Genomic DNA, 14787 nt, shown 5'->3' with positions numbered 1-14787 from the left:
GCTTTTTCAATATTGGTCACAAAATCCACAAAGGCTGAAAATTGTTCTGCTTTGTATACCCCATCGTTCATTTCCAGTTTTCTTTTATAAATGAGACCTCCCTCCTCCAATTGGTACTCAGCAGAATAATTTCCAAAATCCGATTCCAATACCACATTTAAAGGCACAGACTCCGGAATAAACCCCGCCGGCAACTTGTAGGTAATCCTGTCCTCATCAATGAATCCCATTCGGCGTTCAAAAGCTGCTTTTCTTTCTGGTTTGGAAGAAATTTTCATAGAGTAGACATTCAGTTGGTTGGCTTGCAAAAAAATCCTGGTTCCAGATTTACTCGCCAAACTTTTCACCTCAACTTGCGCATCGACTTTAACTGAGGGCAAGGAACTTATTTCGGGCGTGAAACTAAATTCCATGACATCAAATGTTGGCAAGGTCAAATTTGTCAGTAGCCAATTTTTCTTTTCTGTCTCCGACAATCCTGCCACACTCAATAAATCTCCATTTTCAGCCTGCAGGCCTGCATTTTCAAAACGTAGGGTACCTCTTGCCTTTCCTGTTTCATCCAATTCAAAAACCGCTTCCTGAGTCAAAGTATTTTTCTCTTTGCCGTATTTGGGTGTCCTTACCAATTTCCCCCCATTTTCGGTGATGAGCAAAGCATGTCTGTCTGAAGTGAAATTCCCTAGATATCCAAAGGGGTTGGTTTGGGAAGTACATTCCAACCAAATGGTGTCATTTTCGGTAGGTACAGCAAGGATGGCGTGGTTGAAATAGCTTCTAGGGAATTCCTCGTAAACTTTCCGTTTGCTTTCTCCCCCATGGATCAAAGCATAATTGCTCCGAATCCCCGCTTCTTTTAGCATAGCACCCATAAAATTGGACAGGGCTTTACAGTCTCCATAACCATATTTCTCAACAGTCAAAGCTTCAAAAGGCATAAATCCTCCGATCCCAAGCTGAATACTCACATACCTTGTATTTTTCTGAAGGTATTCATAGAGTGCTTTTGCCTTTTCTTCTGTAGTATTTAGACCCGAAATCAATTCATTGACCTTGGCTTTCAATTCAGGAGTCAATACATCCTTTCCGGAATTAAGAAGGGCAATCCATTTTCCCATGGAATCCCATGAACTCAAGTCTCCTTTGAACCCTTCATATTCAAATTCGGAAGCTCCTACAAACAAAACCTTGATTGGGCTTTCGTCCAAGGGAAGCATAATTTCAGGTTCAAAGGTTTCCAAATTTTCGATTTTCCAAGATTTCTCTACCATCCCTCCATCAAGTTCTCGTGTGGTGAGATAATTTTCATCTATCGTTGTGGAAAAAAACCTGAGTTTGGTTTCTTTGGGATAAATGTATTTCCCCTGTGCAGTTTCTACCGGGATTTTGGAGTAGGATTGAGGATACCAATTTGGAAGGAAAAATAGATTCGGATACTCTACTTCATATTCAAACTCAACGGTATATGGGAAATTCAACTGCCTGAGATCCATTACTTTGATCCGGTTGTCCTCATATATCGAGAAAGAATTGAAATTACTGTAGTCGCTTATTTCGCTTTTCCCTCCTTTTTTGACTTTATTCCCAAGCATGTCATATACTGTACCTTCAATACTTTTTATCTTGATTTTGTTGGTATAATCTACCTGTAGCAATCCGAGGTCATTGGCTTCCTTTTTGAAAATTGTAACCGCCATTTTGGTTTTCACATTGAAACTGCCCGAAGGCCCGACATACACTTCCTGTATGTCTTCCCGGATGACTGCAGGCGCATTTTTAATGTATTCAGGATTGATTGTTGCTGCGATATATTTCTGTCCAAACAGCTGGAAATCTACTGTAAACAAAAACAAGCCTAACAGGAATACATTCTTAAGAATCAAGTTGCTTTTCATAATCTAGATCTTTTTAAGGACAATGGCTTCCTTCTGCTTATTGGCTATCATATCAAAAAATTCCTTGAGATTTTGGTATTCCTCAGCTTTGAACAAAGTTTCATTTACCTGATAACTCAGTAGAATGGTGATCTTTCCATTTGCAGGTGGTCCTGTCCTGAAAGAATAAACAATCGCCTTCTCATTGAATTGGGTCATGATGGATTGTGGCATTTCTTCTACTTCATAACCTTCAGGAATTTCAACATTCATGATCACTTGCCTCTTTTGAGGGTAAATAAAGTCAATGGGGAAAACCCTGCTGTCCAATTTGAAAGGATTTTCGGACAAATAGCTGTTCTCAAAAAGATTGAGGTAAATATTGTCCCCTGAGACTACCAAGCCTTCCTTGGTGATAATATCATATTTTTCTACAATACCCTTTTCCTTTGAATCAAGATTTTCAAATTGGATGGAAACCAATTCTCCATCTGTAAATCCATCGATCAGATCTTGCTTATACTTTTCTTCACCTTCTGATTTGATTCTGTTTTTTATGCCTGAAGATTGATAGCCTTTGGTGGTTTTTTGAACATTGGTGGTGATTTTCTCCCCATCGATTTTTGCCAAGACTATAGCAGTCTCAGAGGTAGGAATGGTATTGTAAATATCCACCCATTTGGAAGCGTTGTTTGGAATCACCGCCCAGCCTCTGAAATTCAGGCCATTGATGGGAAGAAAACCAAATGGCAAGGAAGCATCAGAAATATCCATGACAAATTCTTTTTCTCCAACCTTTACCAAGGCACTCAAATAATTGAGTTTATACATGACAGGATTGGCAGGATTCACAAACCCACTTCCCCTCGTAGATCCGACAACCGGATGGGCGTCAAAACCTGCTTCTCTCAAAAATGCAATGAGAAGGAAATTCATATCAGCCACATTTCCCTTTCCTTCCTTATATACTTTTTCTAAATTCTGATTTGGGTAAATACCGGCACTACCGTTCCACTTTACCATCCGGGTCAAATGGTCTGAAATAGCAATGAGCTTTTCTTGGTCATTTTGCTCCTCAGTAATCAACTGTGGGACGATTTCCTGAACGAACTTATTGCGTTCAAGGAATTTCCCGAATTCAGGATCTTTGAGGAGTTCCTCAGACATTGTATTCCAGCTGCCTGAAAAAGTCTGCCTTTGGCTATTGGGAAACTGCAAATATTGAAGCTGAAACTCAATCTTGGTACAATAACTCTGAGGATTGTCGATAAATGGTTCAGGACGCAATGCAGGTGCATTTTGAATGGCCCAATGGTACTTTTTAGTGGAAAAATTAACAGAATTATTGGAAGTACTAGTTGAAACAACCCTATCTCCCGTTCTTTCGGTTTCGGTCCAATTCGCATTGCCTGTGCCTTGAGATTGCTCATTGATGACATAGCGCTCATATCCTTGGGCACTTTGGGTAAAAGAAAAATATTCAGGATACTCCAAAGAATATTCACTCCATCTAGTTGGGATTTCACTTTGGAATTCCCATTCTCTCAAATAGCTGAATAAATCCGAAACGATTTCATAGGAAAGTTCAATGACTGATCCCTCTTTGATATTTGGAGCAGATATTTTTTTTATCCTAAAAGTTTTGGAAACCTCTTCTTCGAAAATATGTTCTTTCCCGATTTTTTCTTTGACAATACCTCCATTTGATTCATTGTATACAAATCCTTTTATAGATCCAACCAAGTCTGTCCGGCCGGGAATGGAATAATATGGAATCTGGAAATCCCCATAAGAAACTCCCCCTTTGGACAATACTTTGATGACTTTATGGATATTGTACGTGATTTGGAAACCTGAGCCCGCCGAAAAAGCAATTTTTGCATTTCCTACATCCGACAAAACCACCGCTTCCGCATCGGGATCAGCTTCATACACTTTCATGGTTACAAATTCATCCGGGATTTTCCCGAATTTGAAACCTTCATTGAAGGCAGAAAGGGAATGTGAAATGGAAAGCAATATAAAAATTGCCAGAACTGAAAGATTTAATGTTTTCATAGCGATAAGGTGAATTAATCGCGTTGAAACTAAATATAAACCACATGGCAAAAAATAACCAATACTGGGTATTTTTCAATTTTAAAAATTATCTCATTGATAATTAAGTAGTTAATTTTTGGAATCAGGTGAAAAAATATTAAAAACCTTATAAAACTCCTTTTTTAAGGCTTTTGACAGCATAATCTACTGCGCGGGCAGTCAAGGCCATATAGGTTATGGAGGGATTTTGGGTACCGGTGGATGTCATACAGGCACCGTCGGTGACAAAAACATTCTTGCAATGGTGCATTTGATTCCATCCATTCAGTAGGGATGTTTCTGGATCTTTACCCATCCTTACGCCTCCCATCTCATGGATATCCAGGCCCGGTGCCTGCATGGAATCGGATGTCCGGATGTTTTTGCAGCCTGCTTTTTCAAGCATTTCGGTTCCCTGTTCAAAAAAGTCTCTGAGAATTTTCTCATCATTCTCGTCGTAATCGACCTTTATTTTTAGAAGCGGAATTCCCCATTCATCTGTTTCGGTGTCACTCAGGCTGACATAATTGGATTCCTTGGGTATCGTTTCAGCCTGAATCATCATAGACACATGCCAAGCGCCTGGGACGGAATTTTTCTCTTTAAACTCTTCCCCGAAAGGAACATTTGGAGCTCCTCCCCAACCGCCTCTTCCGGCAGTATAAAAAGTCATATACCCACGAAGAAAATCCATTTCTTGCTTCTTAACATTCCTGAAATTCGGCATCATGACAGCCGTAGGTCTCCTTCCAAAATAATAGGAATCCTCATGGCCTTCGTAGGATGCGGATATAGTGCCCCTATAATTATGGAAAGCAACATATTTCCCAAGCAATCCATTGTCATTTCCCAGGCCATTTGGAAATCTTTTCGACTTGCTGTTGAGAAGGATCAGGTTGGAATTGAGTGCAGCTGCGTTCAAAAATATGACTTTGGCAAAATACTCAATTACTTCTTTGGTATGTCTGTCCACGATTCTGACACCTGTGACTTTTTCCATCTGATCATCATAAATGATGGAATGCACCACAGAATCCGGTCTTAAAGTAAGGTTTCCCGTGGCAGCAGCAGCGGGCAAAGTGGCAGAGTTGGAACTGAAATAGGCACCGAATGGACAACCACGGTAACATTGGTTGCGCGCCATACATTGACCTCGACCCTGCTTAAGATGTTGCTCTTGGGGTTTGGTAAGGTGGGCGCACCTTCCGATCATCACATGCCTGTCCTTGTATTCGGCCACAATACTATCCCTGATTTCTTTTTCAACACAGTTCATTTCCCATGGAGGCAAAAACTCTCCATCCGGCAAAGTTTCCACCCCGTCCTTATTGCCGCTGATGCCGACAAAGCGCTCGACATAACTATACCATGGATCAATATCCTCGTACCTGATGGGCCAATCTACAGCGAACCCATCCCTTCCTGGACCCTCAAAATCATATTTGCTCCATCGCTGTGTCTGACGGGCCCAAATCAGGGATTTTCCCCCAACCTGATAACCCCGTACCCAATCAAAGGGCTTTTCCTGTATGTAGGGATGCTCTGTATCTTTTACAAAAAAATGAGCAGTATCTTCCTTGTATGCATAACATTTGTTGACAACAGGGTTTTCAAGTTTATCAGCCAAAGGAATCTGATTGCGGTGTGGCATTTCCCAAGGTGCCGAAGTCATGGTAGGATAATCCTTTTTGTGCTCTACATTTCTTCCTCTCTCCAAGACAAGGGTTTTCAGGCCTTTCTCACAAAGCTCTTTTGCTGCCCAACCGCCACTTATCCCAGACCCTATAACAATTGCATCAAATGTGTTTTCCATAACCAATCAAAGATTATTCGTATCGGAGTGATTCTATCGGATCGAGTTTACTTGCTTTTCTCGCAGGAAAATAACCTGAGGCCAATCCGACAAAAATACAGATCCCAAAAGAAACAATAATCCAAAGCCAAGGAATCAAAAACCCACCCGGCCCGATGAAGTTGGCCACCACATTACCGATTGCAATGCCGATAATCACTCCCAATATGCCACCCAAAATACAGATTACAATGGCCTCAATAAGGAATTGCTGTCTGATCCTTAAGGGGGTAGCTCCTAAAGCCTTTCTGATTCCAATTTCCCGTGTTCTCTCGGTGACAGATACCAACATGATGTTCATCAAACCAATCGATGCACCCAAAAGGGTAATGAAACCGATTCCAAAACCACCGATTCTTAGATATCCCGCTACTTCCTCTAAGCTTTCTCCTACTGACTGGCTTTTTACCAATTCAAAAGAATCTTCCTCACCTACCTTGTCCTGACGGATTTTTCTCATCATCCCTGTTGCCTGTCCCATCTCGTATTCAAGTTTCAAAGGATCTGATCCGCTTGCTGTGATTGAATATCGGAAAGTCCCTCTTGCATCAAGTTTACTCGCATTTTCTACAGGAATAAAAATCGCTCTATCTGCACCGGATCCTCCCCCAACGCTACCTTGCTTCTCTAGAATCCCAACTACTGTATATCTTCTACCAAAAACGGTTATGTAATCATTCAAAGGATCTTCATTTTTCTCAAAAAGCGTTTCGACAATGTCCAGACCTATGACGCAGACATTGTTGCCGTACCTCACCTCAGTATTGCTGAAGTTCCTTCCTTTTTCAATCTTCAATCCCTTCAAATTGAAATACATATCATCTCCACCTGTAACCCTGACATTGGGATTGGTTTTTTTGGAGCCTCTTTTTACTTCAGCGGCGCCTGTAACTGAAGTAAAGACCGTAGAAGGTCCTGTGGAATTGAATTCCTCCTGAAATTTTAAGGCCTCTTTGTACCTAACAATAGGGAAGTTTTTTTCGGAAACTCCCTGCTGTACTCCCCTTCCTCCGGAAAAGCCTTTTGACCTGACATCAAAATTATTGGCACCCAATCCAGAGAAGCTATCCTCAATCTGGGCTTTGATACCATCGATGGCCGTGAGCATGCCCACCAAGGACATGATTCCTATGGCAATGATGGTTCCTGTCAGTATGGTCCTCAATAAATTGGCCTTGACAGACCTGAGGGCTTCTTTAATATTTTCGACCAGATTCATAATTTGTACGAATTAGAACAATTTCAATAATTTATTTTGAATTGCAGTTTTAATAATAAGCATAATGATGAAAAAAAGCGGTGCAAACTGAAAATAATTTCTGTTAAAAATCCTTTCTCCCGAATTTCAGGATTCTAATGCATCCTATCTCCTCTTATTTCCAGGTTTTTGATTACTTCGGCTTCATATTCCAACCATTCTTTCCACCTTGCATTGACTTTATCGGCGTCTTGGTACTTTCTCGCCAATTCAATAAAATTGACATAGTGTCCCGCTTCCGATACCATCAGTTCATAATAGAACTTTTTGAGTTCCTCATCTTTGAGTTCTTTGGAAAGAAGCTTAAATCTTTCACAGCTTCTTGCTTCAATCAGCGCATTCATCAACAGATATTCGGTCAGCTGCTGCACCTTGCTGCCACCTTTTTTTACAAACTGGCTAAGTTTGATTACGTATTCGTCTTTTCTAGGTTTGTCAAAAGGAATCCCCCGCTTTCTCAGTTGATCCATAACCCTTTCAAAATGGCTCCATTCTTCAGCGACCACAGGTGTCAAGGTATCCACCAAGTCACCAAAATCATGAAAATTTACTATCAGAGAAATACAGGAAGAAGCTGCCTTTTGTTCACAATAAGCATGGTCTACCAAGATATCCCCAATGTTCATTTCTGCTATATTCACCCACCTTGGGTCAGTAGGTAGCTGTAAATGCAGCATTTTTTGTTTTGTACTATCTTCCCAAGTCATGTTAATCAAATAAAGGCCAACTGATACCAATATCTAAAGTCCTTTTCAATCCCGTGAAATATGGCGTCACAAAATATCCCGGCTGACTCATCATGTTCATATTGATATGATTCATTCTCAACAAAATCCTCGTCCTATTGATCCTCGCATTGAAGAAAAAATCAATAACAGGATAAGCAAAGACATTGAATACATTTTGTATATGAAATTGCTGAATAGCAGGATTGTAAAAGTCGGCGAGGTTATCACTTCTGTACCTTCCATCCAATCCAATCTGGATAAAGATATTTTCATTAAACATCGGGCTTTCATAGTAAAGTCTTGAATTGACCAAAACATCCGGAATCCTGAAATTATCCTTGCCATCACCTGTAATTAGCGTATAGTAAGCGTCCGCCTCCCAATAAAGTTTTTTATTGAGGTTCACTGAAAATTTCAAACCCGGAATTACCATATATGCCTCTCCCGCTGCCTGAACTGCCTGTTGATCCTTATCAAAAAATACATAATTATTGACCCTGTTGAGTGCCACATTTGGACGAAGGGACAAACTATTTATGTCTACTTTCAATACTCCCTGTATCTGGTCCACCCCGATGTTGTCAAAGTTGTTGTCCCATTTGTGGTGATTTCCAATGTAGAATTGCTGCATGGCGGTCGGTTTATAGACTGCTTTGGTATAAGTAGCTTCCAAAAAAGGAGATACAAAGGCACCTTTTATTCTAAAAGCTTCAGGCAACAAATATTCACCTTCTGCCTCAAAACGCCATTTTTCACTGATATCCCCACGCAATGCACCTCCGATAAAAAATTCATTGAATGTGATTGCCTCATCAAAATTTGATGAAGTGACCCTTCCGTTTCTGAATTTCACAAAGGCATTGTAATATAATGGTCCAATGTCACCTTTGAATCCCAGCTCATTTCTCCAATCTGTAAAATGGTTCCTATTGTAAGTTGTGTCTTGATTTAAAAACCTATCGGGGTTGAAAATATTGAAAAACAAAGAATCAGAGGTTGTCAAGGGTGCTGAAAAAGTCACCTCCTGCTTCCTCCTATCAAAAATATGATAAACCTGCCAACCTTTCACAAGCTCGTATTCGTGATACAGGTGATAATCCTGTCTCAGGTCAACGGCCCGGGAATCCCTCAGCCATACTTTAGCATCTTCATATGCAAAAAGGAGAGAGGTGGAGTCAATATCGGGGGAAATTATCCCTCCCTGTTCATTGACAAGGTGCCGCATTCTAGAAAAACTCCCCAAAAGAAAATACTTGCCGTTTTTTGATTTGTAATTGGTATGGAGGGCATAAGCATTTTGCTCTGTCAAATTATCATCCCTTGCATTTGGGTTAAGGGTTTTTCTTGCCCTGATGGTCTTTAAATTAAAGCCTATATTCCACCTCGAATTTACATTTCTTGCAAAAACCAGGTCCAGCATGTTTCTATTGCCACCACCAAAAAAAGCATTCATCTGTGTGTAAGGAGACTTGGTATCGTAATACCGCATGCTGTCTGGACCATAATAATATGGATCGTAAACTTCGAAACCGGAAGTAGTTCCGATCATGGTAGGAATCTGATAAAATATAGGCTTTGCTGCACTTCCGACATTTCCAAGATCCTGATACATCCACTTTGACTTGGCGACCGGTTCAAAATAATGAAAATTATTTAATGAAGTATCCCCTTCAAATTTTCTGATTCTGTTTCTCTTGACATCCTTTTCTAAAAAATAAAGACTTGTCTTTGGTCCAAAAACCATTTTGGTACTGTCGTCAATCAGCTTTTTCCGTCCTTGGGACTCCTCTTTTTGCTCTTGTTCTCTTTCCTGATTTTGCTGCGGAGGGAAACCTGTAGGGTTACCTGTCTGAGGAATTCTTGGCCTTGTCTGCGCATGCAGGTAAAGATTCCCTACACCGGAAAACAAAAAAAGAAACAGAATAAATTTAAATCTCACGGATATAAGCTTTGTCCTTGACAATTTTGTTGATACGCCCAATGAGGTACTTGCCATCGGTTTCTGCCATATCAACTTTGATAGGCAAGGCAAAAATCGGAATTTCTGTCAAATATTCATGAAAAGCCGCATCTTTAAGTTTGACAGCATCTTTTTCTGTGGTCAACACCATGGCTTCACCATGATTTTTGACCATTTCGAGAATCCTTATAACATCAGCTAATGTATACCGATGGTGGTCGGCAAAGGTTATGGCTTCCACAACCTCAAATCTTTCTTTAGCTGCTTCTTTGAAAAGTCCGTCATTGGCAATTCCTGAAACAAGAATGGCTTTCTTAGCCGGCTTGGTCTCTTTCCTAAACAGCGGCTCCGGGTTTCCGTATTTTATTCCCGCAAAAAGGACAGGAACCTCTGAATATTTCCTGATTTCATTTTCAAAGGTTGCTTTCTTTTCTTCAGTTATCGATGAGGGACATTTTGTCACGATGATCAGGTCAGCTCTATTTGCTCCTTTTGCACTTTCCCGCAATGTACCCATTGGCAAGACTTTGTCTTTGAAAAACGGGTTTTGGTAGGTAGTCAAAAGAATACTAAAATCCGCTTTCACATAGCGGTGCTGAAAGGCGTCGTCGAGAACAATTAATTCTGTTTCAGGTTGGTGGTAGATAATTTGTGGAATAGCCATGACCCTTTCTTCCCCAACTGCAACAGTAACTTCTTTTCCGTATTTTGAATAAATCTGAAATGGCTCATCTCCAAGGTCCGCTGGACCAAGGTTTTGATCGGCCAACAAAAAACCTTTGGTTTTTCTCCCATATCCCCGGCTCAAAGTTGCAAGCTGGTAATTGTTTTTTATGTTTTCGACCAAAAACTCCACCATTGGAGTTTTTCCCGAACCTCCAAGGTTAAGATTACCGACCACGACTGTCGGGATCAAAAATTCTGTACTGCGCTTTTTTCCGCTGTCAAACATGCTGTTGCGGTATCGGGTGACACCATCATACAGCAGGGAGAAAGGATAAAGAAAAGGGTCGTACCAGCGCATTGGCTATTTTTCTTTAGTTTTGGACAAAGTAAAACAAAAAATATGGTTTACAAGATCAAGGATATCGTTTCTTATTTGGAGAAAATCGCTCCCCCTTCCTATCAGGAGTCCTATGACAATGCCCAATTGATTACCGGAAATCCCCATGATAGCTTAAAGGGTGTTTTGTGTACACTCGATGCTACCGAAGAAGTTGTGGAAGAGGCAATTTCGCTTGGCTGCAACCTGATCGTTGCCCATCATCCCATAGTCTTCAAAGGTCTAAAAAGCCTGACAGGCAAAAATTATGTAGAAAGGACAGTCATCAAAGCCATCAAACATGACATAGCCATCTATGCTATCCACACCAACCTTGACCATGTTTCCCATGGAGTAAATAAGAAAATCTGTGATTTGATAGGCTTAGTCAACACGAGAATCTTACAGCCAAAAAAGGACACTCTATTAAAATTGGTAACCTTTGCACCGCACGAAGCTGCCGAAAAGGTTCTAAAGGCTTTGTTTGATGCCGGAGCAGGAAAAATCGGCGAATATTCCGGTTGCAGCTTTCTTTCAGAAGGTACAGGGACATTTACACCCTCTTCCCAAGCCAATCCACATAAAGGTATTCCCGACTCAGCACATCAAGAACCTGAAACCAGAATTGAAGTACTTTTGCCAAGTCACCTGGAAAGAAGAGTACTCCATGCGCTTCAGGAGGCTCATCCTTACGAAGAAGTGGCCTATTATTTCCATAAATTGGAGAATGAAAACCAAGAAATTGGAGCAGGCATGATTGCCGAATTGGAGGAGACCATGGATGAAATGGAGTTTCTGAAAATGTTAAAACGCAAGATGAATCTTGATGTCATCAAACATACTTCACTACTTGGAAAAAAAGTAAAGAAAATTGCAGTCTGTGGAGGAGCAGGAATATTTTTACTTCCGGATGCCAAAAGATCAGGTGCTGATGTATTTATCACCTCCGATATTAAATACCATGAATTTTTTGATGCTGAAAATCAGCTGATTATTTGTGACATCGGACATTATGAAAGTGAAATTCATACAAAAGAATTACTCAGAGATGTATTGTCGCAAAAATTTACTAATATTGCACTCTATTTGACAAAAGTCATTACAAATCCCATAACTTATCTGTAGTAAATGGAAAGTACAGTTGCACAGAAGCTTGAAGCCTTACTAAACCTTCAGAAAATAGATTCCAGACTTGATTCGATTTTTAAAGTAAGAGGAGCACTCCCCGAAGAAGTCCAAGACCTTGAAGATGAAATAGCCGGATACGAAACTAGATTACAGAAATTCCACACGGATACTGTAGCCTTGGAAGATGATATCAAAAGATTTAAAGATAACATCAAAGAATCTGAGAAACTCATCAAAAAGTATCAGGAACAGCAAATGAACGTCAGAAACAACCGTGAGTATGACGCCATTACCAAGGAACTTGAATTGCAGGATTTGGAAATCCAAGTCTCCAAAAAGAAAATTGGAGAAGCGCAAGCTAAAATTGAATTCAAAAACAATGAAGTGAATGAACTTCAGGAAATTTTGAAGGAGAGACAAAAAGACCTTAACAATAAAAAGGATGAATTGGGCACCATTGTTTCTGAAAGTGAAAACGATGAGAGCAAATTGAAAAGTGAGAGAGAGAAAGCGGTCAAAAAAATCGAAGAAAGGCTAATCAAATCCTACACCAAAATCCGAACAAATGCCAAGAACGGTCTGGCAGTAGTTATGGTAAAAAGAGGTGCATGTGGCGGTTGCTTCAACGTCGTTCCTCCCCAAAGACAAGCTGATATCAGAGAGAAGAAAAAGATCATCGTATGCGAGCATTGCGGTAGGGTTTTTGCCGGCGTAGAAGATGAGATTGAAGAAGAAGGAGTAAAGAAAAAAAGAAGTAGAGTGTAAAATCATAAAAAAAGCCCGATTCATTCGGGCTTTTTTATTTATACCAAATAATCCACTAAAGTATTTTTTTGGGTTGCATACAAGTTTAAATTTTTCTACTTTGCAATTATGAAAAATGGACTTCTGGTAGTTTTTCTTTGCTTTTTTACATTTACAGGATTCTCACAAAACCCTGAGGGAAAGACCTTTCTTGTGATTTTTGACAAAGCAGAATTGAAAGCCAATAAAACCACTACGGATTTTATTGAGCTTAGCCTTATGCATATTTTTTCTACCAAAGCTTACAATGGCAATTCAGACGCTGCCATCTTGGTCAAAATTCCTTATGAAGGAATTGACAAAAAGCAACTAGGTGATTTATTTATCAGGGTCAATGATAAAAAAGTATCTCCCCTCAGTGAAATAGCCATCCAAATAATCGATTTGGATGAAAGTAAATTAACCTACTCCGTTCTATTGGCATCCTATGAGGACAGGATGTTGAAATCCAAGAAAGCTAATAAGGCCCTTAAAGCAACTCCGGTACCATAAGGTGGTCAGAGCTGTTGTATTTTTCTATCCTGAACAATCCCATTTCATTTTGATGCAAGAGGTAAAGCCCAAGGTTTTGGTGTAAAAACACATCCATATACCTCAAGTCATAACCCAATAACAAGCTCAACAAAACACGCATAGCCCTGCCATGCATGCAAATTAGAATTGTTTCCTCAGGCTGGGCAAGAATATATTTAATGCCTTTTTCCAACCTCCTAGACACCATGTTTGGGCTTTCTCCCCCTTCAATCGCATAATCCAAATCACCTGAGGCCCATTTTTGGAGCATATCAGTATAATAGTGGTTTTCTTCATGGGTCATCGGAACACCCTCATATCTTCCCCAAGAAATCTCATTCAAATCCGGAACAGCCTCATGTGGCAACCCGAGGTCTATAAACCCCTGGACAGATTGTTTGGTACGCTGCAGACCTGTGTAAAAGATTTTTTCAAAAGGGACATTCTTGTAATACTCAAAAAATGCTTTGGCCTGCTTATGTCCGTTCCAATTGAGAGGCGCATCAATTCCGCTTCCTTGAACTACGCCTTTGAGATTATAATCAGTTTGCCCGTGACGAACAAGGTAGATTTTTTTAGATAGCAAGATTCTGTATTTTTGTTTCTGAGTCCAAAGAAAAAACTTTTATCCCGGATTACATGATATTTGAGCCAAACATTAGCCTTGAAATACTCAATAGTTGGGGAGAAAACACAATGACAGATTTTTTAGACATTAAATTCACCAAAATCGGAAATGATTACCTAGAGGCCACCATGCCCGTCAGTCCTAAAACCAAACAGCCTCTTGGACTGTTACATGGGGGGGCCAATGTAGTATTGGCAGAGACTTTGGGAAGTGTGGCCGCTACCCTTACTGTCGATGGCACGAAGCAATATTGCGTTGGATTGGAGATCAATGCGAATCACCTCAAATCAGTAAAAGAAGGAACCGTTAGAGGTGTTACCAAGCCTATTCATATCGGAAAGAAAACCCAAGTCTGGGAAGTCAAGATTTATACAGAACAGGGAGATCTCAGCTGTATCAGCAGAATCACCATGGCCGTCATCGACAAAAAATAATATGGATTTAATTTTTGATACCCATCTGAAGAATCTGGAATATTTCCTCATGAGTCTCCTATCCAAAAATATGGAAGAAGGCAACCAAATTGCGATTTGGAGGATGCCAAAATCCTCCTTCATACAAATACTCATCGATAAATCAGGAAAGGTAAAAAGGGTAACACCAAACCTTGAGGAATTACCTTCAGGATTTATAGTACATCCTTTCGAGGATCAGGTAGACCAAAAAGCTTATTTTCTTGAAGCAGATTCCTATTTCAAAATTGATATTTCCATTCCTTTTGAAGACCAAAGAGAAACTTTGGAAGAAGTAGAATCCAGTATTCCTATTCCTGATTTGAAAAATAAAATCAGCAAAGTATTCATTGGAATAGACTCCCAAAAAGAAATTTTTATGGAGACATCCAAAGAAAACTTTATGGACTTAGTAGAAAAAGGCATCCGTTCCATTGAAAACGGAGAGCTTAACAAAATAGTCCCTGCA

At 40.1% G+C, this 14787-nt stretch carries 12 protein-coding genes and 1 pseudogene; 5 read left to right on the top strand and 8 right to left on the bottom strand.

Going from position 1 to position 14787, the window contains the following annotated elements:
- The 7 genes from ACZFYI_RS06575 to lpxK form a co-directional block, all read right to left on the bottom strand.
- A partial coding sequence (locus ACZFYI_RS06575; RefSeq protein WP_462523327.1) for a DUF3857 domain-containing transglutaminase family protein occupies positions 1-1895 on the bottom strand: 1895 nt, incomplete at its 3' end.
- A 3-nt stretch (positions 1896-1898) separates the two neighbouring features.
- Positions 1899-3932 (bottom strand): DUF3857 domain-containing protein, encoded by a 2034-nt coding sequence (locus tag ACZFYI_RS06570; protein ID WP_462523326.1) that lies wholly within the window; start codon positions 3930-3932, stop codon positions 1899-1901.
- A 148-nt stretch (positions 3933-4080) separates the two neighbouring features.
- Positions 4081-5766 (bottom strand): GMC oxidoreductase, encoded by a 1686-nt coding sequence (locus ACZFYI_RS06565; protein ID WP_462523325.1) that lies wholly within the window; start codon positions 5764-5766, stop codon positions 4081-4083.
- Positions 5767-5779: 13 nt separating this feature from the next.
- Entirely contained in the window at positions 5780-7024 is a 1245-nt protein-coding gene (locus ACZFYI_RS06560; protein ID WP_462523324.1) for an ABC transporter permease, read from the bottom strand.
- Between the two features lie 134 nt (positions 7025-7158).
- Positions 7159-7740 carry a MiaE family protein gene (locus ACZFYI_RS06555; protein WP_462523323.1) on the bottom strand — a complete coding sequence of 194 codons (582 nt, stop codon included), beginning with the start codon at positions 7738-7740 and terminating at the stop codon, positions 7159-7161.
- A gap of 31 nt (positions 7741-7771) precedes the next feature.
- Positions 7772-9730 carry a putative porin gene (locus tag ACZFYI_RS06550; protein WP_462523322.1) on the bottom strand — a complete coding sequence of 653 codons (1959 nt, stop codon included), beginning with the start codon at positions 9728-9730 and terminating at the stop codon, positions 7772-7774.
- On the bottom strand, positions 9720-10775 hold the full coding sequence (gene lpxK, locus ACZFYI_RS06545) for a tetraacyldisaccharide 4'-kinase (RefSeq protein WP_462523321.1): 1056 nt from the start codon (positions 10773-10775) through the stop codon (positions 9720-9722). Before lpxK ends, ACZFYI_RS06550 begins: the two co-directional genes overlap by 11 nt.
- A 42-nt stretch (positions 10776-10817) precedes the next feature.
- Here lpxK and ACZFYI_RS06540 point away from each other — a divergent pair, with 42 nt between their 5' ends.
- The 3 genes from ACZFYI_RS06540 (at position 10818) to ACZFYI_RS06530 (ending at position 13217) form a co-directional block, all read left to right on the top strand.
- Positions 10818-11918 carry a Nif3-like dinuclear metal center hexameric protein gene (locus ACZFYI_RS06540; protein WP_462523320.1) on the top strand — a complete coding sequence of 367 codons (1101 nt, stop codon included), beginning with the start codon at positions 10818-10820 and terminating at the stop codon, positions 11916-11918.
- Positions 11919-11921: 3 nt separating this feature from the next.
- Positions 11922-12686, top strand: a complete 765-nt coding sequence (locus ACZFYI_RS06535) for a zinc ribbon domain-containing protein (protein WP_462523319.1) — start codon at positions 11922-11924, stop codon at positions 12684-12686.
- Positions 12687-12794: 108 nt separating this feature from the next.
- The gene (locus ACZFYI_RS06530; protein WP_462523318.1) at positions 12795-13217 is read left to right on the top strand and encodes a hypothetical protein; all 423 of its coding nucleotides are present in this window, start codon (positions 12795-12797) and stop codon (positions 13215-13217) included.
- On the opposite strand, the gene ACZFYI_RS06525 is transcribed toward ACZFYI_RS06530, so the two are convergent.
- On the bottom strand, positions 13195-13824 hold the full coding sequence (locus ACZFYI_RS06525; protein WP_462523317.1) for a histidine phosphatase family protein: 630 nt from the start codon (positions 13822-13824) through the stop codon (positions 13195-13197). The genes ACZFYI_RS06530 and ACZFYI_RS06525 overlap by 23 nt on opposite strands.
- Positions 13825-13877: 53 nt before the next feature.
- On the opposite strand from ACZFYI_RS06525, the gene ACZFYI_RS06520 reads away from it, so the two are divergent.
- Entirely contained in the window at positions 13878-14300 is a 423-nt protein-coding gene (locus ACZFYI_RS06520) for a hotdog fold thioesterase (RefSeq protein ID WP_462523316.1), read from the top strand.
- A 1-nt stretch (position 14301) separates the two neighbouring features.
- A pseudogene (locus ACZFYI_RS06515) lies at positions 14302-14787 on the top strand (chorismate-binding protein); the annotation flags it as partial.

This window comes from Aquiflexum sp. (assembly GCF_977115555.1).
This window is presented reverse-complemented; position numbering and strand designations above follow the sequence as displayed.

Excerpts from the sequence above, each read along its gene's own strand:
- ACZFYI_RS06570 (WP_462523326.1), bottom strand. The coding sequence starts at position 3,932 with ATGAAAACATTAAATCTTTCAGTTCTGGCAATTTTTATATTGCTTTCC.
- ACZFYI_RS06565 (WP_462523325.1), bottom strand. The coding sequence starts at position 5,766 with ATGGAAAACACATTTGATGCAATTGTTATAGGGTCTGGGATAAGTGGC.
- ACZFYI_RS06560 (WP_462523324.1), bottom strand. The coding sequence starts at position 7,024 with ATGAATCTGGTCGAAAATATTAAAGAAGCCCTCAGGTCTGTCAAGGCC.
- ACZFYI_RS06555 (WP_462523323.1), bottom strand. The coding sequence starts at position 7,740 with ATGCTGCATTTACAGCTACCTACTGACCCAAGGTGGGTGAATATAGCA.
- lpxK (WP_462523321.1), bottom strand. The coding sequence starts at position 10,775 with ATGCGCTGGTACGACCCTTTTCTTTATCCTTTCTCCCTGCTGTATGAT.
- ACZFYI_RS06540 (WP_462523320.1), top strand. The coding sequence starts at position 10,818 with ATGGTTTACAAGATCAAGGATATCGTTTCTTATTTGGAGAAAATCGCT.
- ACZFYI_RS06535 (WP_462523319.1), top strand. The coding sequence starts at position 11,922 with ATGGAAAGTACAGTTGCACAGAAGCTTGAAGCCTTACTAAACCTTCAG.
- ACZFYI_RS06530 (WP_462523318.1), top strand. The coding sequence starts at position 12,795 with ATGAAAAATGGACTTCTGGTAGTTTTTCTTTGCTTTTTTACATTTACA.
- ACZFYI_RS06520 (WP_462523316.1), top strand. The coding sequence starts at position 13,878 with ATGATATTTGAGCCAAACATTAGCCTTGAAATACTCAATAGTTGGGGA.